This window comes from Aeromonas sp. R3-1 (assembly GCF_040908345.1).
GTDB classification, from domain to species: Bacteria; Pseudomonadota; Gammaproteobacteria; order Enterobacterales; family Aeromonadaceae; genus Aeromonas; species Aeromonas veronii.
In genome coordinates, this window is the sequence record NZ_JBFODN010000230.1 from 1 (window position 1) to 21,474 (window position 21,474).

At 61.1% G+C, this 21,474-nt stretch carries 19 protein-coding genes; 9 read left to right on the forward strand and 10 right to left on the reverse strand.

The window, feature by feature from the left end:
- A partial coding sequence (locus AB5Y85_RS14795) for a sulfatase-like hydrolase/transferase (RefSeq protein WP_368221671.1) occupies window positions 1–735 on the forward strand: 735 nt, incomplete at its 5' end.
- Window positions 736–799: 64 nt separating this feature from the next.
- Here AB5Y85_RS14795 and AB5Y85_RS14800 read toward each other — a convergent pair.
- On the reverse strand, window positions 800–1,816 hold the full coding sequence (locus tag AB5Y85_RS14800) for a S66 peptidase family protein (protein ID WP_257687457.1): 1,017 nt from the start codon (window positions 1,814–1,816) through the stop codon (window positions 800–802).
- Between the two features lie 265 nt (window positions 1,817–2,081).
- On the opposite strand from AB5Y85_RS14800, the gene AB5Y85_RS14805 reads away from it, so the two are divergent.
- The 5 genes from AB5Y85_RS14805 to cysG all read left to right on the forward strand — a co-directional run bounded on the left by AB5Y85_RS14805 (window position 2,082) and on the right by cysG (window position 7,635).
- Window positions 2,082–2,924: a patatin family protein gene (locus AB5Y85_RS14805; RefSeq protein WP_005333746.1), complete on the forward strand. Its 843-nt coding sequence runs from the start codon at window positions 2,082–2,084 to the stop codon at window positions 2,922–2,924.
- 200 nt (window positions 2,925–3,124) lie between these two features.
- Window positions 3,125–4,183, forward strand: coding sequence for an anaerobic sulfite reductase subunit AsrA (gene asrA, locus AB5Y85_RS14810; protein ID WP_335838903.1), 1,059 nt, complete (start codon window positions 3,125–3,127; stop codon window positions 4,181–4,183).
- Between the two features lies 1 nt (window position 4,184).
- Window positions 4,185–5,024, forward strand: coding sequence for an anaerobic sulfite reductase subunit AsrB (gene asrB / locus AB5Y85_RS14815; RefSeq protein ID WP_335838904.1), 840 nt, complete (start codon window positions 4,185–4,187; stop codon window positions 5,022–5,024).
- Between the two features lie 11 nt (window positions 5,025–5,035).
- Entirely contained in the window at window positions 5,036–6,046 is a 1,011-nt protein-coding gene (gene asrC, locus AB5Y85_RS14820) for a sulfite reductase subunit C (protein ID WP_040066440.1), read from the forward strand.
- Between the two features lie 197 nt (window positions 6,047–6,243).
- Entirely contained in the window at window positions 6,244–7,635 is a 1,392-nt protein-coding gene (cysG, locus tag AB5Y85_RS14825) for a siroheme synthase CysG (RefSeq protein WP_257687454.1), read from the forward strand.
- Window positions 7,636–7,734: 99 nt separating this feature from the next.
- Here the strand turns inward: cysG and AB5Y85_RS14830 are convergent, their stop codons facing one another.
- The 9 genes from AB5Y85_RS14830 to AB5Y85_RS14870 form a co-directional block, all read right to left on the reverse strand.
- On the reverse strand, window positions 7,735–8,337 hold the full coding sequence (locus tag AB5Y85_RS14830; RefSeq protein WP_088869211.1) for a hypothetical protein: 603 nt from the start codon (window positions 8,335–8,337) through the stop codon (window positions 7,735–7,737).
- Between the two features lie 252 nt (window positions 8,338–8,589).
- A complete protein-coding gene (locus AB5Y85_RS14835) occupies window positions 8,590–8,907 on the reverse strand; it encodes a heavy metal-binding domain-containing protein (protein WP_005333757.1) in 318 nt (105 codons plus the stop codon).
- A gap of 173 nt (window positions 8,908–9,080) precedes the next feature.
- Window positions 9,081–9,881 carry a cell division protein DedD gene (gene dedD, locus AB5Y85_RS14840; protein ID WP_257687453.1) on the reverse strand — a complete coding sequence of 267 codons (801 nt, stop codon included), beginning with the start codon at window positions 9,879–9,881 and terminating at the stop codon, window positions 9,081–9,083.
- 74 nt (window positions 9,882–9,955) lie between these two features.
- Window positions 9,956–11,215, reverse strand: coding sequence for a bifunctional tetrahydrofolate synthase/dihydrofolate synthase (gene folC / locus AB5Y85_RS14845; RefSeq protein WP_257687452.1), 1,260 nt, complete (start codon window positions 11,213–11,215; stop codon window positions 9,956–9,958).
- 2 nt (window positions 11,216–11,217) lie between these two features.
- Window positions 11,218–12,081: an acetyl-CoA carboxylase, carboxyltransferase subunit beta gene (gene accD, locus AB5Y85_RS14850; RefSeq protein WP_042053089.1), complete on the reverse strand. Its 864-nt coding sequence runs from the start codon at window positions 12,079–12,081 to the stop codon at window positions 11,218–11,220.
- Between the two features lie 119 nt (window positions 12,082–12,200).
- Window positions 12,201–13,010, reverse strand: a complete 810-nt coding sequence (gene truA / locus AB5Y85_RS14855) for a tRNA pseudouridine(38-40) synthase TruA (RefSeq protein ID WP_040066446.1) — start codon at window positions 13,008–13,010, stop codon at window positions 12,201–12,203.
- A gap of 200 nt (window positions 13,011–13,210) precedes the next feature.
- The gene (locus tag AB5Y85_RS14860) at window positions 13,211–15,415 is read right to left on the reverse strand and encodes a FimV/HubP family polar landmark protein (protein WP_129503827.1); all 2,205 of its coding nucleotides are present in this window, start codon (window positions 15,413–15,415) and stop codon (window positions 13,211–13,213) included.
- 271 nt (window positions 15,416–15,686) lie between these two features.
- Window positions 15,687–16,703, reverse strand: a complete 1,017-nt coding sequence (locus AB5Y85_RS14865; protein WP_167573081.1) for an aspartate-semialdehyde dehydrogenase — start codon at window positions 16,701–16,703, stop codon at window positions 15,687–15,689.
- A gap of 192 nt (window positions 16,704–16,895) precedes the next feature.
- Window positions 16,896–18,017 carry a 4-phosphoerythronate dehydrogenase gene (locus AB5Y85_RS14870; protein ID WP_368221676.1) on the reverse strand — a complete coding sequence of 374 codons (1,122 nt, stop codon included), beginning with the start codon at window positions 18,015–18,017 and terminating at the stop codon, window positions 16,896–16,898.
- Window positions 18,018–18,266: 249 nt separating this feature from the next.
- On the opposite strand from AB5Y85_RS14870, the gene AB5Y85_RS14875 reads away from it, so the two are divergent.
- The 3 genes from AB5Y85_RS14875 to AB5Y85_RS14885 all read left to right on the forward strand — a co-directional run bounded on the left by AB5Y85_RS14875 (window position 18,267) and on the right by AB5Y85_RS14885 (window position 21,383).
- The gene (locus AB5Y85_RS14875; RefSeq protein WP_368221679.1) at window positions 18,267–19,010 is read left to right on the forward strand and encodes a phosphatase PAP2 family protein; all 744 of its coding nucleotides are present in this window, start codon (window positions 18,267–18,269) and stop codon (window positions 19,008–19,010) included.
- A gap of 99 nt (window positions 19,011–19,109) precedes the next feature.
- Window positions 19,110–19,787 carry a ribonuclease T gene (gene rnt / locus AB5Y85_RS14880; protein WP_005333780.1) on the forward strand — a complete coding sequence of 226 codons (678 nt, stop codon included), beginning with the start codon at window positions 19,110–19,112 and terminating at the stop codon, window positions 19,785–19,787.
- Between the two features lie 273 nt (window positions 19,788–20,060).
- Entirely contained in the window at window positions 20,061–21,383 is a 1,323-nt protein-coding gene (locus tag AB5Y85_RS14885) for a Na+/H+ antiporter family protein (protein ID WP_005361308.1), read from the forward strand.
- Window positions 21,384–21,474: the final 91 nt, after the last annotated feature.

Consider the following 21,474-nt stretch of genomic DNA (forward strand, 5'->3'; position numbering starts at 1 on the left):
GCCAGACAGAACGGCTACCAGACCCTGTTCGCCCACCCCTATGTGGAAAAATTCTGGGGCCGCGCCAAGGCGATCCCGGCGCTCGGCTATGAGGAGCGCTGGTTCGACACCCGCTTCACCACCCTTGAGCACAAGGGACTCTATATCTCCGATGATGCGCTCATCGACCACCTGCTCAAGCGCAGCGAACAGGATGACAAACCGCTGTTTGCCTATGCGGTCACCATGCAGGGGCACGGCCCCTTCGATGGCCCCCGCTATCAGGGGCAGGAGCGCAGCGGCGCCTGCCCGAACCAGAGCGAGAGTGACACCCAGCTGCTCAACACCTACTACACCGGGGTGGTTGATGCCATGGCCTCGCTGGAGCGGCTGCTCAAGACCCTCGACCAGTCGGACAAGCGCTATCTGGTGGTGGCCTTTGGCGATCACCAGCCGTTTTTGATGTCCGCCGGCAAGGGGATTCACGGTGACAAACCGGCCCGCGATGCCACCTACCAGATCCCCATGATGGCCTTCACCCGCGCCGATGATCCCCTCAATCTGGCGACCCAGTTTGCGCCGGTGCGCCAGCTCTACCAGATGGGGCAGGCCACCCGCCAGCTGCTGGCGGGGGATATCACCCCCATCGAAGAGAAGCCCCTGCTCCATCCGGTGCTAGGCGAGGAGAAAGGCTTCGACCCATCAAGCCTGGTGCCGCAGATCCGCGCCAGCTTCCGGCCCGATGCCCTGCCCTGATCACGCCCCACAAAAACAGACAAGGCCGCATCCACGGCCTTGTTGTTGGACATTCATTTCGCACTCATTCTGCTCGCCACCAGGGCTCAAGTAGCGTGAGCTGCTGGCGGTCGAGATCAAGCGCCACCTCGATACCCAGCGGCAACGTCAGCATGGGGTGGGTATGGGCGCAGTCAAACTCCGCCAGAATGGGGAAGCTCGGCTCCCCCACCACCTCCAGCAGGATATCGAGGGGGCGCTTGCCGCTACCCTGATCGTTGAACTGCTCGTGCTTGCCGAGAATAAGCGCGCCGATCCTATCAAAGACCCCGCACAGCTTGAGATGGGCAAAGGATCGCTCCACCGTCTCGGCAGATTTCAGGCTGTCCTCCAGCAGCAAAATGTCGCCGTGCTCGATGACGGGCATATAGGGGGAGCCCCAGATCCCCGCCATGGTGTTGAGGTTGCCGCCAATCAGCCGTCCCTCAACCCGACCTGAACCCACCGAGATCAGCCGATTGGGCTGGCAACGCTTGGCCCGGGTCTGGCTTTCCCAATCGAGCCGTTCATCGCTCCACTTTACCGGGGTGGGCAGCGTGCAGGGGACGCCAGCTTCATCGGCCAATGCAATCTGTAAAAAACTGGCCAGCGTCTCATCCACCAGCGGCGGCAACTCGCCAAAGGAGGCCACCAGCGCCGGGCCATAAAAGGTAACCAGGCCAGTTTGGGCGTGGATGCCGAGCAGTAGCGCCGTCACGTCTGAGTAGCCGACGATGATCTTGGGGTCGCGCCTCAGCGCCTCAAAATCGAGGTAGGGCAGCAGGGAGTTGGAGTTGCTGCCGCCAATCACCGACATGATGCAGCGTACTTCTGGGTCGCGAATAAGGGCGTTGAGCTCCTCGGCCCGCGCAACGATGGAGCCGGAACGCCAGTGCTCCTGCTGGCCGGTGAGGCTGCCCGCCTTGAGCCTAAAGCCCTGCCCCTCAAGAAAGGCTTTTGCGCGGGCAAAACGGTTGGGTGCCCAGGCAGTCGCCGCGCTGGAGGGGGAGAAAAAAGCGATGGTATCGCCACGTTGGAGCAGCGGGGGAACCAATAACGTCATGACACACTCATCCTTGCCAATATCCAGCCATCACAGAGTCGTTGAGACTCCTACACAACCCCTTTGATCACAACGGGTTTATCACTATCGTTTAGAAATACAAAACACTTGATTCATTATTAACAGATATTCTAAACACCATCCCCTTCCTAGAATGACCTCATTGCGATGGCCAACCCCGGTTGGTTGTCAGAACGGTCGGCCTGACAGCCCGAACGTTCTCTTTCCCACTTTTTCTCTCTGACTTATCAATGAGGTGCCTGTCATGAACAAAAACGCATCCCCCAGCGCATTGGTTGTAGAAGGCGGTGCCATGCGCGGCATATTTGCCAGCGGCGTGCTGGATGCGTTTATCGAGCATGACTATCGCCCCTTTGACTTCGCCATCGGCGTCTCGGCGGGGGCCACCAACTTGCTGGCTTATCTCGCCAGCCAGCATGGCCGTAGCCACGAGATCCTGACCAAACTGGCATGCAGCCAGCAGTTTATGGATCCCCTGCGTTTTGCCAAGGGGGGCAATCTGGTGGATATCCACTGGCTGTGGAACACCAGCTGTCGCAAGTATCCCCTCGACATTCACGCCTACCGGGAGACCGGCATCCCCTTCTATGCGGTGGTGACCAATACCCTGACCGGCAAGGCGGAGTACATCCGGGTCAAGCCGGAGAACATGAACGAGGTGCTGCCCGCCAGCTGCGCCATTCCCCTCGCCTCCCACGAATACCCGGAGGTACACGGGGTACCGATGACAGATGGGGGGGTGGCCGACTCCATCCCGGTGATCGAGGCCTACCGCCGCGGTGCCCGTCACCTGACGGTGATCCTCTCCGAGCCCCTTGGCTATCGGCTCAAGCCGATGCCCTTCCCCTGGATGATCCGCACCCTGCTCAAGACCCGCCCCGCGCTGGCACAGGCGCTGGAGCAGCGGGATCGCAGCTACAACGAGGCGCTCGATTTTATCGCCAATCCGCCGGAGGACTGCCAGATCGAGGTGATCGCCCCGGCCGACTACTTCCCCGTTTCCCGTTTTACCCGCGACATCAACAAGCTGGAGATGGGATACGTGATGGGCAAGTGCGCAGGCTATCAGGCCGCCCTGCTCAATTGATAAGGGTTTTACAGGCATGACCCGACCTGCCGCGACGCACGCGCCGCCAACACAATAACAATCGGGTCAGTTGAGCAACATGAGTCATAAAAACAGACCGTGGCGAGGCAAGCGCGGCCAGAACCGGTGCCAGACACCCAGACCGGCCCGCTCCTCATCCCTATGCCAGGGCATCTCACCCTCATACAAGGTGTTTATTTATGTCGTTTCTTCTCACCCATCCCGCGCTGGCGCAGCTGTTCGAGCGGCTGCTGCCCGATTACCGGATCATGGCGCCCGCGGCCGAATATCGGGGCGGCCGCTTCTCCGACACCGACAACGTCACCTACCACAGCATCCGCCATCCGGCCGATCTGGTGTGGCAGGAGAAGTCCCACTTCTCCCCGAAAGAGGTGGTGCTCCCCATCACCCAGACCCTGTTCCACTTCGACAATCTGGAGCTGCGTGAATCAAAGGTGGAGGCCAAACCCACCCTGCTGTTCTTGCGCAGCTGCGATATCCACGCCCTGCGCAGGCTGGATCAGGTCTACCTGAAAAACGGCCAGAACAGCGACGTCTACTACGCCCGGCTGCGCAGCAAGCTCAAGCTGGTGCTGCTGGAGTGCCGCGAGAGCTTCGAGAACTGCTTCTGCGTCTCCATGGGCAGCAACGAGGCCCAGGACTACGCCGCCGCCATTCGTCTGAGCGATGAGGGTGCCCGTATTGAGGTGAAGGATCCCGAGCTGCTCGGCTACTTTGCAGAGCTGGGTGAATCCGACGACTTCACCCCTGAATTTGTCCAGAGCAACCCGGTCAAGGTACGCACCCCGGACAGCGTCTGTGACGACCCCCAGCGGATCCGCCAGATCCTCACCGCCCATCCGGTCTGGGCCGAGTACGACAGCCGCTGCATCGGCTGCGGCCGCTGTACCACCTCCTGCCCGACCTGCAGCTGCTACAGCGTGCACGACCTCACCTATGCCGAGAACCCCAAGCAGGGTGAGCGCCGTCGCCAGTGGGCCAGCTGCATGGTGGATGGCTTCAGCGACATGGCCGGTGGCCACGGTTTTCGCGCCAAACATGGCGAGCGCCTGCGTTATCGCGCCCTGCACAAGGTCAACGACTACAAGGCCCGTCAGGGGGAGGAGCACATGTGCGTCGGCTGCGGCCGCTGCGACGATCGCTGCCCTCACTACATCTCCTTTAGCAACATCATCAACAAGATGACCGATGTGGTCGAACAGACCATCGCAGCCGACAACGCGCAGGGGGCGAACTGATATGTGCCAGTGCCAGCAAACCGCAACAGCAGCACCGCAGCAGGACGTGGTCGAAAACCGCCTGCTGCCCAAGGCCTACACCATTCTGGCCATCGAGCGCCACACCGAGCTTGAGTGGAACTTTCGGGTATCACGCGACTTTGATGTCCACTACGGCCAGTTTGTGGAGATCTCCCTGCCCACCGTCGGCGAAGCGCCCATCTCGGTCTCCGACTATGGCGATGGCTATGTGGATCTGTTGATCCGCAAGGTCGGCAAGGTGACCGATGCGCTGTTTGCCCTCGATGTGGGCGACAAGGTGTGGATGCGCGGCGTCCACGGCAACGGCTATCCGCTGGAGACCTACCGCAACAAGCACCTCATCGTGGTGGCGGGCGGCACCGGCGTCGCGCCGGTCAAGGGGCTGCTGCGCCGCTTCAGCAAACATCCGGAAGAGGTGAAATCCCTCGACATGATCCTCGGCTTCAAGAACGAGCAGGCGGTGCTCTATCGCCACGAGATGCCGCTCTGGGCCGAGCAGCAGAACCTCATCGTCACCCTGGACGAGGGCAAGGAGAGCGAGCAGTTCCGCATTGGCCGGGTCACCGACTACATCGACCAGCTGGATCTCGCTGACAAGGGGGATATCCAGGTGATCGTGGTCGGCCCCCCCATCATGATCCGCTTCGTGGTGCTCGCCTTCCTCGAGCGGGGCATCCCCAAGGATCGCATCTGGGTCGACTACGAACGCCGCATGGCCTGCGCCGTGGGCAAGTGTGGCCACTGCCGGATGGGCGACACCTATATCTGCGTGGATGGACCGGTCTTTCGTTTTGACCAGGCCCAGCATCTGATCGACTGAGGGAGAACACCATGAGTCTCGATATAGACATCATCAAGGCCCGCGCCAAGAACGAATACCGCCTCTCCAAGGTGCGCGGCGAAGCGATGATCAGCGTACGCATTCCCGGCGGGATCATGCCCGCCCACCTGCTGGCGGTGGCCCAGCAGATCGCCGAACAGTATGGCAACGGCCTGATCCACCTCACCACCCGCCAGAAGCTGGCGATGCCCGGCATCAAGTATCAGGACATGGACAAGGTCAACGCCGCCCTCGAGCCCTTTATCAAGGAGATCGAGGTGGAGACCTGCGGCATCGAGGTAGAGGACACCACAGCCGGTTACCAGACCATCGGCGGGCGCAACATCGTCGCCTGTCAGGGCAATACCATCTGCCAGAAGGGCAATATCGACTGCACCGGGCTGGCTCAGCGGATGGAGAAGCACCTCTACCCCAACCCCTATCACCTCAAGATGGTGATCGCCGGCTGTCCCAACGACTGCGCCAAGGCCAACATGGCCGACTTCGGCATCCTCGGCATCGCCAAGATCCACTTCAATGCCGAGCGTTGCATCGGCTGCGGCGCCTGCGTCAAGGCGTGCAGCCACCACGCTGTGGATTGCCTCGCCATCAAGCATGGCAAGGCGGTCAAGGAGGAGAGCAAGTGCATCGGCTGTGGCGAGTGTGTGCTGGCCTGCCCGACCCTGGCCTGGCAGCGGGATCCCAAGCAGCTCTATATGGTCAAGCTGGGGGGGCGCACCAGCAAGAAGACCCCCCGTACCGGCAAGCTGTTCCTCAACTGGGTGACCGAAGAGGTGCTGCACGCGGTGATCAAGAACCTGTTCGAGTTCGAGGCCGAGATGCTGGATGGCAAACCCATCTACCTGCACATGGGTCACCTTATCGACCGGGCCGGTTATCACAAGTTCAAGGAGCGGGTGCTGCGCGGCGTCACCCTCAACCCGGAAGCCATGGTCGCTGACCGCATCTTCTGGGCCGAAGATCAGTACGTCGCCAACATGCACGTCAAAGCGGTGCAATAGGAAAAACCTCGTTTGGGGAAGCGTGATCAAGTGGCCGACACCGGTGGGGATCTGTCGTTGGCCCGGGCGTAGATCACCCTTCCCCTTTTTTATTCCCGTCGGGGGATCTTTCCCCCGACCATCCGGGGTGCGTCACGGCGTGCCCTGCTATCTCGCCCGGCGCGACATTGCGAGCGGGCCAGCATCCGGAGCCTGTTATGGACTTTCTCCCTCTCTTCTGTCAGTTGCAAAACAAGCCGGTCCTGATCGTCGGCGGCGGTGAGGTGGCGGTGCGCAAGGCGCGCCTGCTGCTCGATGCCAAGGCGAAGATCACCATCAATGCCCCGCATCTGGAACCCCAGCTGATGAGCTGGGCCGAGCAGGGTCGCCTGACCGTCTGCGCCGCCAGCTTTCATCCCGAACTGCTCGATGGCAAGTGGCTGGTGATCGCCGCCACCAATCAGCAAGAGGTCAACCAGCAGGTCTTTCATGAGGCGAACCTGCGCCAGATCTTCTGCAATGTGGTGGACTCCCCAGCCCACTGCAGCGCCATCATGCCCGCCATCATCGACCGCTCGCCGCTGATGGTGGCCATCTCCAGCGCAGGCGCGGCACCGGTACTGAGCCGCCAGCTGCGGGAAAAACTCGAAGCCATGCTGCCGCAACACCTCGGCCAGCTCGCGGCGCTGGCGGGCAAGCTGCGCGAGCGAGTCAAACTCATTCCGGACAAGCTGGCCCGCCGCCGCTTCTGGGAACGACTCTTTAGCCACGATCGCCTCGCCCGCCAACTGGCCCGCGGCCAACAGCAGGCTGCCGAGCAGAGCGTCGCAGAGCTGCTCGAGGAGCAACCGCAGAACAAGGGAAGCGTCACCCTGGTGGGCGCCGGCCCCGGCGATGCGGGGCTGCTTACCCTGAGCGGTCTGCAGCAGTTGCAGCAGGCGGATGTGGTGGTCTATGACCGACTGGTGTCGCAGGAGGTATTGGCGCTTGTGCGCCGGGATGCCGAGCGGATCTTTGTTGGCAAGGAGGCGGGCCGCCACTGTGTGCCCCAACAAGCGATTAACCAACTGTTGCTGGAACAAGCACTACTGGGCAAACAGGTGGTGCGGCTCAAGGGGGGCGATCCCTTTATCTTTGGCCGGGGTGGCGAGGAGCTGGAGACCCTGGCCGAGGCAGGCATCCCCTTCTCGGTGGTACCGGGCATCACGGCTGCGTCGGGCTGCGCCGCCTACAGCGGCATTCCCCTCACCCACCGCGATCATGCCCAGCGAGTACAGTTCATCACCGGTCACGACAAGGAGGGCAATATCGCCCAGGAGTGGTCGGCGCTGGCCGCCCCCCGCCAGACCCTGGTCTTCTACATGGGGCTGGCCCACGCCGCCCGCATTCAGGATGCGCTGCAAACCCACGGCATGCCCGGCCACACCCCGGTGGCGCTGGTGGAGCAAGGCACCCAGCTCAGTCAGCGGGTGGTGCGCGGCGAGCTGCAGCAGTTGGCCGAACTGGCCCGTCAGGTGAAGAGCCCGAGTCTCATCATTATCGGCACAGTGGTCACTCTGTCCGACAAGCTGGACTGGTATGGGGAAGCCAACGCCATCCACGGCATCTAACCCCGCACGGCTATCCCCAATAGAGACAACAAAACAGAGAGCGGCATGGCCGCTCTCTGCTTTTTGCATCAATGACCAAGCCGTGGCACGGCACGTCTGTTACTCGAGCCGGATGGGGCCGGTATTCTGAACATCGCTGTCATTCCAGTCGCTCTCATCGCGAATACGCGGATCCCCCTGCAAGGTGTAGAGGATGGTGCCCTGACGAAACTGCAGCGCGCCATCGGCCCGCTTGGCCTTCACCTTGACTCCGTTGACCCACACCTGCTCCTTGCCATCCACCTGAATATTGGCCACCGTGGCACCGGTCTCGCGGTTTTTGGCGATCCACTTGCCCTGATAGGGCGAATCTCCCTTGGCCATCGGCAGTGCGGCTGCCTTGCCCGCCGACCAGGCGTGCACGGTGCAAAAGCCATGAGCTCGGCGATCATGTTTGATGACGTAATCCAGGGTGGGTTCGCTGGCGGGCAGATCGAAGGTGATCCCGATGACCACCTTGCCGTTTGTGGCCGAATAGGCGGCGGGCGCCAGCGTTTTCAGGGTCGCCTTCTTGCCATTGATAAAGACGTTGCCACCTTGCGACTTGACCCGAATATCGGTGGGACAAGTGGCGCTGAAGTTGGGCAGCGCTGCGAGGGCACTGCCGGCATGGGCGGTCATGGCCAACATGACAAGGGTCAGCAGAGCAGGTTTTTGATTCATAGTGATACGCCTTCAAGAGAAGAGAACCTCGTCCGTGAGCGGTGTCGTTCCTGATGGCGGCACTCTAGCTTGACCCTCTCGGGCCACCCAGTGAAAAAAAATAAAACCGGCCCGTGGAATTATTAATAAATATAAATATTTAAAATCAATAGGTTGAGTGACAACCCCGCCAGCCGCCACGTATCAGACAGGCAATAAAAAAGCCGATAACCCGGTTATCGGCTCATTGCCCATGTAGAGGCGGAGGCCCGATCAGACCACCACGGCGGTGCCACTGATGCTGACCATCAGCATGCTGCCATTTTGCCCCACCACCTCGTAGTCGATATCGATGCCGACCACTGCGTTGGCACCAAGGGCCGCTGCGCGCTCTTTCAGCTCATCGAAGGCGATCTCGCGGGCACGGGCCAGCTCTTTTTCATAGGCGCCGGAGCGGCCGCCGATGATGTCACGGATCCCGGCAAAGAGATCCTTGAAAATGTTGGCGCCGAGAATGGCTTCGCCTACCACGATGCCGCGGTATTCACGAATGGTTTTGCCTTCCAGCGTGGGGGTCGTCGAGAGGATCATCTTGAACTCCTGTGAGTAGCAGAAGGGCTCAGACTACCCCAACTGCCCGAAAATCCCAACCGGGGGGGTGACCTGTACGACGCCGTCCTTAAAAATCACGACGGCCAGATAAAAAAACACCGCGCAAAGGACGCGGTGTTTGTTTCAGAGGGCCATAGCCAACGGCAACGCCGTTACGGATTGTAAGAGACCACCGAGCCACTGAGGCCGGTCATCTGGGAGATCCGCCCCTGCATCCCCTGCAGTTTGGCCTTGGAGACATCCGGCCCGATAAAGACACGGTTGAGCTGACCCTGCACCGGTGTGCGCGGCGAGGTGTGGGCAGAGTAGCCCGCCGCCCGCAGCTTGCTCACCAGTGCGTTGACACTGTCGACGTTCTTGAAGGCGCCAAGCTGGAGGATCCAGCTACCCTGTGTCGGTGCCGCAGCAGGCGCGGGAGTGGTCGGCTGGGTCATCTTGCTTTCAATCAGATCGTCGAGGGACTTGATCTGACCCGCCTGCGGCTTGGCCGGCGCGGGCGCCTTGGCCACTTCAACCGGTTTGGCTGGCGTCGGCTTGGGTGCTGGCTTGGGCGGTTCTACCGGTTTTTTGGCCACCACTTCCGGCTTGGGCTGTGGCTTGGGTTGGGCATTCTGTTGCGGCTGAACCGGTGCCGGTGCGGCAGGGGTTGTCGCCGGCTGCGCACCGTTGCCCTGACCTGCGAGGGTCATGGGGTCAGCCACCTCTTCCACTTGCCACTGCTGGGCCGCAGAGGCCTGTTGCTGGCTGGCCAGATGATCGGCTGGCAGGCTGCTGGCTGCCGAGACCTGCAGCGCAGGCTTGGCAGGCTCCAGCTCGGGGCGCAGCGGGATCTTGGCAAAGGCCTCCTCCTTTTGTGCCAGCTTGTGACCATCCAGCAAGTCCGGCAGGAAAATAACAACCAGGGCCACCAGGATGACGGTGCCCACCAGACGGTTTTGAAACTTCGAGGCCAAGTTGAATCCTACCTTTACGTAACTCAATATGCGATTTGGCTCCCCGCCCGAAGGCCGGGGAGCCGGGGTGTGGCCTAGACGGCGACACCCGCCAGAATGTCGGCGACAGTGTAAAACGAACCAAACACAATGACCATATCGTCCGGACTCGATGCGGCCAACGCTGCCTGATAAGCGGCGCTGACATCATCAAACTCCCTGGCAGGCCCTTTGCCCTCCCCCAACGCCGCAGCCAGTTGCGCAGCAGTGGCGGCGCGCGGGCCGGTGAGGCTGGCCAGATACCACTCGCCAATCAAGCCATCGAGTTCGGCAAGGGAGCCCGCCATGTCCTTGTCTTTGAGCATGCCGACCACGGCACAGCGCACACCCGCGCAGGGCATCTTGCGCAATTGAGCTGCCAGATAGGCTGCCGAATGGGGGTTGTGGGCTACATCGACGATCACCAGCGGCGCACTTTGCAGCTGCTGCATCCGGCCAGCAAGCCGGGCATTGGCAAGCCCGTCACGAATGGCGGACTCCGGCAGCGGCAAGCCGAGGGATTCCAGCGCTGCCAGCACGGTCACCGCGTTCATCAGCGGCAGCGCTGGTTTTGGCAGATCCCGCCACTGGTTGAGGCCGTGATAATCCCAACCGCTCTCGTGCTCATCGCCACGAAAATCGATACCGACCTGACGCAGGTTGGCGCCAAGACGCTGGGCTTCGCTGGCAATAGTCGCGGGCGGATTAGGCTCACCGCTGATGGCGGGCTTGCCAGCGCGATAGACGCCAGCCTTCTCCACAGCCACTGCTTCGCGGGTATCACCCAGCCAGTCGCAGTGATCGAGGGCAATGGAGGTGATCATCGCCACATCGGACTCCACCACGTTGGTGGCGTCGAGCCGACCACCCAGCCCCACTTCCAGCAGCAGCACATCGGGGGCGGCGCGGCAGAAGAGCCACAAGCCAGCCAAGGTGGCGAACTCGAAGAAGGTAAGGGCAATCTCGCCGCGAGCAGCTTCCACCTCGGCAAAGGCGGCGCAGTGATCCCTGTCGGGCAGCTCTTGCCCGTTGACCCGCACCCGCTCGGTAAAGCGCAGCAGATGGGGCGAGGAGTAGACGCCGACCTTATAGCCTGCGGCCATCAGAATGCTGGCCGCCATGGCACAGCTGGAGCCCTTGCCGTTGGTGCCCGCCACCGTGGTCACCTTGAACGGCAGCTGGGTAAGCCCCATGCGCCGGGCGACAGCACCGACCCGATCCAGCCCCATGTCGATATTGACCGGATGGATCTGCTCCAAATAAGAAAGCCAGTCGACAAGCGACCGGCTTTGGGATTGTTGCATGTTTGAACTCATCTTCACTCTTCGATGACGTGAGTATTCAGCATTTTGGCGAGCAGGCTGGCCAGACGGTTACGCATTTCGCGGCGATCGATGATGATATCGATGGCACCCTTTTCCAGCAGGAACTCGGAGCGCTGGAAGCCTTCCGGCAGTTTCTCGCGCACGGTCTGCTCGATAACGCGCGGGCCGGCAAAGCCGATCAGCGCCTTGGGCTCGCCCACGTTGATGTCACCCAGCATCGCCAGACTGGCAGAGACGCCACCCATGGTGGGGTCGGTCAGCACGGAGATATAGGGCAGGCCGGCTTTGGACAGACGGTCCAGCGCCGCACTGGTCTTGGCCATCTGCATCAGGGAGAAGAGGGCTTCCTGCATGCGAGCACCACCAGAGGCGGAGAAGCAGACCAGACCACGGCCTTCCTTGATGCACTCCTCGACGGCGCGCACGAAGCGGGCACCGACCACGGAGGCCATGGAGCCCCCCATGAAGGAGAATTCGAACGAACAGGCGACAACCGGTACCCCTTTGAGGGTCCCTTTCATCACCACCAGCGCATCTTTCTCCGCAGTCTCTTTCTGAGCGGCAGACAAACGATCCTTGTAGCGCTTGGAATCCTTGAATTTCAGTACATCCTGCGGCTCCAGCTCGGCACCGATCTCGGTACGCCCCTGCTCATCGAGGAAGCTCTCGAGACGGGCGCGGGCGCTGATGCGCATATGATGATCACACTTGGGGCACACTTCGAGGTTGCGCTCCAACTCTGCCCGGTAGAGCACCTGTTCACAAGCACTGCACTTGGTCCACACCCCTTCCGGAATGTTGTGACGACGGGGCGCAGTGATCTTGCTCTTGGGAAGAATCTTCTCAAGCCAGCTCATGGAATTCCTTAATGCTTTTGTGCCTGACAAAACGCATCGAGCCTAGATTGTTCAATAACTTAATAGCTCGATGGCAACAAATGACGGGTCATTAAACCACAATTTTTCGGGCGCAGTTACTAAAAACTGGTCGTACCCGGTGCCGAGTCCGGCAGCCACAGCGGGCCGAGCGGCAACTGCGGCAGAGCAAACTCGGCCGGGTAATCCACGTCGACCAGATAGAGGCCACCGGCCTTGGCGGTCGGCCCGGCCAGATTGCGATCCTTGGCAGCCAGCACCTCGGCAATCCACTCCACCGGTTTGAGCCCCTGCCCCACCAGCAGCAGGGAGCCGGTGATGTTGCGCACCATATGGTGCAGGAAGGCGTTGGCCTTGATGTCGAGCACGATGTAGGGGCCGGAGCGGCTGACACACAGATGGGTCACATTGCGCCACGGGGTGTTGGATTGGCAGGCGACGGCACGGAAGGTGCTAAAGTCGTGCTCCCCCAGCAGGCTCTGACCCGCCTGGTGCATCAACTCGGCATCGATGGTCTCGTGGTAGTGGCTGACGCCACTGCCGAGGATCGCCGGCCGGTAGTTGTGGTTGTAGATGACATAGCGGTAGCGACGGGCGGTGGCGCTGAAGCGGGCGTGGAAGCTCTCGTCCACCTGCTTGACCCAGCGCACGGCGATATCCGGCGGCAGGTTGGAATTGAGCCCCAGGGTCCAGGCCCCTTCGGCACGGTTCGCCTCGGTATCGAAGTGGATCACCTGACCGGTCGCATGGACACCGGCATCGGTGCGTCCGGCACACTGGATGGAGACAGGATGGTTGGCAATCCGGCTCAGCGCCGTCTCCAGTTCAGCCTGCACGCTGATCACTTCACGCTGACGCTGCCAGCCGAAATACCGGCTGCCGTCATATTCAATACCTAGGGCAATTCGCATGGATAAACTTGTCTTGTTGTGAAAACGCAGTGAAAGAAACGGGGCGGATTATACGCGCTCAGCCCGAAAAGTCCCACCACGCGCGCAATTGGCCTGGATTGCGAACCTGCGCGGCCATGATCCCCCCATCGCAAATCGCCAAAAGAAGAGGGCAGCCTGCTGGCTGCCCCCGTTTTGCTGATCCCGTGATGGGAGATGCTTTAGCCCAACCGCTTGAGCAACTTCTCGGCTTCGGCACGCTGGTGATCGCTGCCCTGCTCCGCCGCCTCTTGCAGCAGCTCGCGGGCGCTATCCTTGTCATCAATCTCGAGGTATGCACGGGCCAGATCCAGCTTGGCACCCACACCGCCGTCGTCGGCATCCACGTCAAATCCGGTGGATTCCGGCAGCACCTCGGGGAAGCCATCGAGCCCCACATCCAGCGAGAAGCCCTGATACGGCTCCTGCTCCGGCGCGGTGGCATCCGCTTCGGCCAGCAGCTTGTCGATCTCGACGTAGCCGCTCTCTTGCGCCTGCTCACGGGGTTGAACATCCGCCGGATGAGACTCCACCTCGGCGAACGCGTCTTCAAAATCGGAGAGCGCCAGCTCGTTGGGGTCCCACTCCAGATCCAGCTCGGCTTCCTTCGCCTTGACAGGCTCAAGACCGAGCTCGGCCAGCATGGCATCCGCACTCTCGTCGGCGTCCTCTGCGGCACTGAGATCAATGGCGTTATCATCTTTGCCAGCAGCAGGCTCGTCGAGGGCATTGTCGAAATCGCCGAGATCGAAGCTCGCCAGATCGTCGTCAGCGGAGCCGACTTCGTCGATGGAGCTCAAATCGGGCTCGAGGTCGGCTGAGAGATCCGCATCCAGCTCGGCAAACAGGGCTGCCTGCAGCTCCTCTTCGCTCATGATCTCGTCAGCGGCCTTGGGCTTGGGGTTGAACTCGCTGGCCAGATCCATGGCGGGCTCGTTGGCCAGCGCGATGGGCTCATCCAGCGAGAGATCGAGATCCGGCACCAGATCCGGGTCACGACTGGCTGGCTGGGCCGCCATCCGCTCGGGCTCGAAGCCCTGCAGCTCCATCTCGCCCTCGTCGCTGAACACCAGATCGACATCCGGCTTGGCGGCCGGCTCGTCAGGCTCCATCGGCATAAAGCCATCCGGGGTGTTGAGATCCGGCACCGGGCGCACCGGCTCGTTGTCGGTCACATCGACGCTCAGCAGATCATCAAACTCGCTCTGCTCCTGATCCATCATCATGGCAGTAGATTCGGAGAGGCTCTTCTCCTGCTCTTCCAACTCTCGGCGGGCACGGGCACGCAGCCACAGGGTCACCAGCGCCAATACCAGCAGCACCGGCAGCAGAATGATCATGGCGAGGTTGAGCGGTGAGGAGAGCAGATCCATCAACCAGTTTTTCTCAGGCTCAGGCTCGGCTGCCACCGGCGGGACCGGTTGCGCCTTGAGCTCGGCAATCTCTTTTTGCAGCGCGGTCTGATCCTGCAGCTGGGCCTTGAGGGTCTCCACCTCTTCGGTCAGGGATTGCAGACGCAGCTTGAGCCTGTGGTTCATCTCGGTCACCTGGCCGAGCTGGGCATTGGCATCTTCCAGTGCCAGCGCCATCTCGGTAGCCGGTTTGCCCACCGGTTTATCCAGATCGGAAGGCAGAGGCGCCGGGGTGGTGCCTTCTGCAGCGCTAGGAGCAGGTGCTACCGCCTCTTTCGGCGCAGGCTCGCTCAGCTTGGCCACTTCTTTGGTTTCAGCAGCCGGTTGCGGTGCCACCACCGGGGCGGGAATGGGGGCGGCTTTCGCCACTGGCAGCGGCGCAGGCGCAGCCTTCACCGGCTCGATCTTGGCGGCTTCAACCTTCGCGGGTTTGGCGGCAGCCGGCTTGGCGGTATGGGCCTGCTTGTCAGCCAGATATTTGGGGCTTAACCCCTTCCAGCTGGCGTTGTCGCTGCGGAACTTGGCACGGGCCTGAGCATCAGTGATGACGCTCGCCTCGGCCACGGTCGGCAGCAGAATGCGGGATCCCACCAGAATGTGGTTGATATTGCCATCGGCAAAACTGCGGGGGTTTTTCTCGTAAATCGCCACCATGGTCTGGTAGACGCTGACCCGATTGGAGGGGCGATATTTGCTCGCCAGGCTCCATAGGGTATCGGTCGGACGAACAGGGCCATAGCTACCGGCATTGGCAGTGACCTGACGCACCACCGGCTGGGCGGTTGTACGCACCGGTTGTGCGGCGGGTCTGGCGACCGGCTGCGCCAGCGGCTGGGAATTGACGGCGGGAGGTGCGGGTTCGTCAGGGCCTTTTAGCTCGACAAAAAAAGGCTCCCGCGCCGAGTCTTCAGCCTGGACGGTGCCCAGCAGACCCAATGCGAGTAGCGTTGCCAATGTTATGCGGGAATGTCCCATATTCGTTCCTTCGTATGACGGCCCTATCACATTGAAAAATCTGGATAGTTACCCCAAAACAGTCGGTTCAATATAAATCAGGCTCGCCTGGCAAGCCAGCAGTCCGACACATTTAGCACCCAACTTGACCCTGAGTGTAGGAAAAAACTTAATCAGTTGATATCGCAACAGAATCTTGAAGTGACGGAGTGCGGCATGGGTCACACCCCGGTTTGATCACAGGCCGGATGCGCAGCACTCCCTGCTGCGCATCGGTGGCATCTGACCAGCCTTACAGATAGTCGCGAACCAGCAGCTCGGCAATCTGTACACTGTTGGTTGCCGCGCCCTTACGAACGTTATCGGCCACGATCCACATATTGATACCACTTGGATGAGAAATATCCTGGCGCACCCGACCCACCAGCACCTCATCCTTGCCGGTTGCGTCACGCACCGGGGTCGGATAGTCCCCTTCGTCATCAAACAGGGTCACACCCGGCGCATTGCGCAGCAGGTCCTTGACCTGTTCAGCATCGAGCGGCTGGTGCAGTTCGACGTGTACCGCCTCGGCGTGGCCGTAGAAGACCGGCACCCGCACGCAGGTGGGGTTCACGGCAATGCTGGCATCCCCCAGGATCTTCTGGGTTTCCCATACCATCTTCATCTCTTCACGGGTGTAGCCGTTGTCGGTGAAGCTGTCGATCTGCGGGATCAGGTTAAAGGCGATCTGTTGCGGATAGAGAGTCGGTTCCACCGGACGACCGTTGAGCAGATGAGCGGTCTGACCCGCCAACTCGCTGACCCCCTCTTTGCCGGAGCCTGACACGGATTGATAGGTGGCCACGTTGATGCGGGCAATGCCCACTTCGTCGTGCAACGGCTTCAGGGCCACCAGCATCTGGATGGTGGAGCAGTTGGGATTGGCGATGATGTTGCGATTGCGAAAATCGGCCAGCGCATCCGGGTTCACTTCCGGGATCACCAGCGGGATATCTTCGTCGTAACGGAAGCAGGAGGTATTGTCGATGACGATGCAGCCGTGTTCGGCAGCAATCGGCGCCCACTTGGCAGAGACCTCGGCACCGGCGGAGAAGAGTGCGATCTGCACCTGGCTCCAGTCAAACGCCTCCACATCGAGGATCTCGAGGTTCTTGCCGCCAAAGCGCACGGTATCACCGGCGCTGCGGCTGGAAGCCAGCGGATAGAGGGTCGCTACCGGAAATTCGCGCTCTTCCAGGATCTCGATCATCGCCTGACCCACGGCGCCGCTGGCACCCAATACCGCTACGTTAAACTGCTGGCTCATTCTGTTCTCCTCTGATAATGCTGCAATGGCGCCGGGTGGCGCCATGGTCGGCAGGCTCCCGCGCTGCGAGGTGACCCTGCCCGATATGGCTGAACCGGAACAGTAGCGTCTGCGCCAGCTCAGTAAAAAATGGGATTGGTGTGGCCAGCGCGGCTCACCCCGTCCGGTTATCTTCCAACAATTTGCCCCCGTTCAGGGGCGTGACAGCGCAAATCCCAACTCGCCCAGCGCCTGGTCGGCAAACGCTCCCTCAACCTGCAGGGAGGATAGTTCACGGCGCTCGGGATAGTGTTTGCGCTGCTCGTCAAAGCTGCCGGGCAAGCCGAGTTGGGCACGGAAACGGGCATCATCGCGGCGCACGTCATAAACCAGATGCACCAGCTGCTTGATCAGCGCCTGATCCGGTGCGCGGCCCGGCACCACTGCCTGCACATCGGGGGCGGGCAACAGCTGACTCAAATCCTGACGAGGCTGGCGTCCCAGCTGCTGGCAGAGCGCCTGGTAGAGCATCCAGGTACCGCGGGCCTTCCCCTCCAGGCTGTAACCGGCGATATGGGGGGTGGCAATCTCGGTATGGGGCACCAGCGCAGCCAGTGGCTCGGGCTCGTTCTCCCACACATCCATCACCAGTCGCAACGGCTTATCGCTCAGCTGGCGTGCCAGCAGGGCCCGGTTATCCCACACCTCGCCACGGGAAGCATTGATCAGGATCTGCCCGGCAGGGCGCGCGGCAATCTGTTCGGCATCGAGCAGATGGTAGGTGGCATCCAGCCCTTCACGGGTAATGGGCACATGGAAGCTGACGATATCGGCACCAAGAGCGGCCTGGTAATCGACAAAGCCCGCATCGGGGGTCTTACGCGCCTTGGGTGGATCGCAGCGCAGTACCCGCATGCCGAGCGCTTGGGCCTTGCCAGCCACACACTCGCCAGTATTGCCCGCGCCAATCACCGCCAAAGTCATGGCCGAAAGGTCGAGTTCGTAACGCTCCGCCAGCACCAGCAGGGCTGAGAGCACATAATCCCCCACCGAATACTTGTTGCAACCGGGGGCGCTGAAGAAGGGAATATTGCGGCTTGCCAGCAGCGCCTTGTCCACATGGTCTGTGCCTATGGTGGCGGTGCCGACAAACCCGAGTTTGGGGCTGGTCGCCAGCAAATCGCCGTTGACGCGGGTGACCGAACGCACCAGCAGCACATCGGCATCCAGCAGATCGCGGGCCTGCATCTGCCGTCCGGGCAAGGGGATCACCTCGCCAAATTCGGCAAACAGCTCCACGGCATGGGGCATATTCTCATCAACGACTATCTTCATCGGGCTCTCTTTGGTCACAACCGCCACGGGGGCGCCATTCTAGCGCAAAGCCGCCCGAGATTTCAGCCTGTGATGCAATCCGGCGCGAAAGGGGACCACATTGCGCGGCAGCCGCTCCATCCGCCCGCTCAAACAGAGGATGTGGCCACAAAATGTGTAAGCAGAGGTAACAAACGTGCTGCTCGGCTTTGTCCGAGCATGTCACGGTGGCACAATGCCCCTCTTTTTTCGCGATCGCCCATACCCACCATGCCTCCACACGCTTCGTCGCTCCCAACGTCAACCGCCTCACTCACCCGCAGCCAGGTGCTTGGCTTCACTGCCCTGTTGATCCTGCCCCTGCTGCTGCTCGCCACCCTGCCCTGGCAGCCTTTTCTGACCGGCTCCCTGCAATCAGGCTGGCTATGGTGGTCATACGCCCTCACCCGCATGGTCGATATTCCCGGGATCGGGGTCAGTGGCGCCCTCTTGCTGCTGCTAACCCGCTACAAACTGAAACTGGAGCTGACCCCCTTCATTGCGCTGGGATGCGCGCTGGCAGCCCTGCTCGCCAGCGACTGGGTGCTCAAGAGCCTGATCAAGTACCTGACTGAAGAGCCCAGACCCTATCTGCTCTGGCTTGAAAGTCAGGCGCTGATCCCGGCCATCAAACACTTCTACGCCAGTAGCATCGATGTGCGCAGTGAACAGGTTCACGCCGCCAGCCAGTTGCTGGCCCTGCCAGAGTGGCTCGGCCACCACTGGCAGGCCGAGGTGAACTACGCCTTCCCCTCTGGCCACAGCATCGCCGCCATCAGCCTGGCCCAATTTTTTGGTCTGATCTGGCTGGCCCGCGCTCCCACGGGCGTCTGGCTGCTGCCACTGTGGGCACTGGGAATTGGTCTGTCGCGCATGGTAATGGGGATGCACTGGCCGGTGGATGTATTGGCCAGCGCTCTACTGGGTACGCTCACGGCGCTGATTGCCGCCCGCTGGTGGCTGCACAGATATTGAATCCGGCGCCAACTTGGCGCGGCATCCTGCGTGGGATGGGAGGACAAGCCTGTGCTTTTTTGCCATAATGCCGCCTCATTTTATCCCGACCGAGATCCCATGACCGACGCAGTTCATACCCTCAAGGGCCGTTTCCGTGGTTTTTACCCCGTCGTCATCGATGTTGAAACAGCCGGGTTCAACGCCAAGACCGATGCCCTGCTCGAAATCGCGGCTTACACCCTGAAAATGGATGAGCAGGGCTGGCTCGTTCCCGATCAGGTATTCCACTTTCATGTCGAGCCTTTCGAAGGGGCCAACCTGGAAAAGGCTGCGCTGGAGTTCACCGGCATCGACCCCTACAACCCGTTGCGTGGAGCTGTCTCCGAAAAAGAGGCACTGACCGAGATCTTCAAGGGGATCCGCAAGGGGATGAAGGAGCAGGATTGCGGCCGCGCCATCATAGTGGCCCACAACGCCACCTTCGATCACGGCTTCGTGATGGCGGCCGCCGAGCGCGCTGGCCTCAAGCGTAATCCGTTCCACCCGTTTGCCACCTTCGACACCGCTGCTCTCTCCGGATTGGCGCTGGGTCAGACCGTGCTGGCCAAAGCGTGCCAGAGCGCCCGCATCCCGTTTGACAATAAAGAGGCGCACTCTGCCCTCTATGACACCGAACGCACCACAGAGCTGTTCTGTCATATCGTTAACCGCTGGAAGAGCATGGGGGGTTGGCCGCCAGCGCATCCGGATGATGACACAACCGATGCTCCTGCCGACGATGAGGGGCAAGAATAAACGGACGAAGGCTGCCACTGGCAGCCTTCGCTTTTTGGGGAAGTGATTGATTGCACAGCGCACCGGAAATCGCTATCAAGGTCACTATCCACCGCTGCGCACGGGATGCATGGAGACAAACAGGTCACAAACCCTCATGTTGAGCAACCTTGTGCCACATGCTGTTGCGATATGAGGGATTTGACTGATTTTTTTCTCGACATTTGTCACATTTTTCGCAAACTAACTCCCCTTCACATGACAGACAGCAATAACAAACTATAAGGAAATCAAATGAATCCAGTTGTTATCGCAGTCGGGCTGATGCTGGTGCTCAGTCTGCTGCGGATCAATGTGGTGGTCTCGCTGGCGCTGGGGGCCATTGCTGGCGGCCTGGTCGGTGGGCTGTCGTTGACCGATACCCTCACCACCTTCAGCGGTGGCCTGGGCGGTGGCGCCGAGATTGCTCTCTCCTACGCCATGCTGGGCGCCTTTGCGGTTGCCATCTCCCGCTCCGGGATCACCGACCTGCTGGCCCGCAAGGTGATCAACCAGTTGGGCAAGGATGCCAGCTCGACCCGCATCATGTGGGTCAAAACCCTGCTGCTCTCTTCCGTGCTGGCCGTGGCGATCTCCTCCCAGAACCTGATCCCGGTTCACATCGCCTTTATTCCCATCCTGATCCCGCCGCTGCTGCATGTGATGGCGCAGATGCAGATCGACCGTCGTCAGGTGGCCTGTGTCATCACCTTTGGCCTGACCGCCACCTACATGGTGCTGCCGGTCGGCTTTGGTGGCATCTTCCTGAACAATATTCTGGCCAAGAACCTGATCGATAACGGCGTGCCCATCACCACCAGCCAGATCCCGCTGGCGATGGCCATTCCGGTCGCCGGTATGGTACTGGGCCTGCTGATTGCGGTATTCATCAGCTATCGCAAACCGCGCCAGTACGATCTGGCCAAGATCCTGGATGCCGAGCCCGAAGCGGTCGAGCTCAACCTTACCCACATCTGGGTAGCTCTGCTGGCCATTGGCGTGGCGCTGGGGCTGCAACTAATGACCAACAGCATCGTACTGGGTGCGCTGGCCGGTTTTGTCATCTTCACCTGCGGCGGCGTCATCAAGTTTCGCGAAAGCCAGGATGCCTTCACCCAGGGGGTACGGATGATGTCGCTGATCGGCTTCATCATGATCTCTGCCGCCGGTTTTGCCGCGGTGATGAAGGCAACTCACGGGGTCGACTCTCTGGTTCAGGTGGTCGCCTCCGGCATCGGTCAGCACAAGGGGATCGCCGCCTTCCTGATGCTGCTGGTGGGTCTGCTCATCACCATGGGGATCGGTTCTTCCTTCTCCACCGTGCCCATCATCGCCACCATCTATGTGCCGCTCTGTCTGCAGCTTGGCTTCTCACCAATGGCGATCATCGCACTGGTTGGTACCGCTGGCGCGCTGGGGGATGCGGGTTCACCGGCCTCCGACTCGACGCTGGGCCCCACCTCCGGCCTCAACGCCGATGGCCAGCATGACCATATCTGGGACAGCGTGGTGCCCACCTTTATTCACTACAACATCCCGCTGGTGATCTTCGGCTGGATTGCCGCCATGGTGCTCTGATAGCCCCTCGGGCTGCGAACTCTGCACGTCACAATGCACAACAAGAAGGCGACCTGATGGTCGCCTTCTTCATTGATGCCAACCAATTACC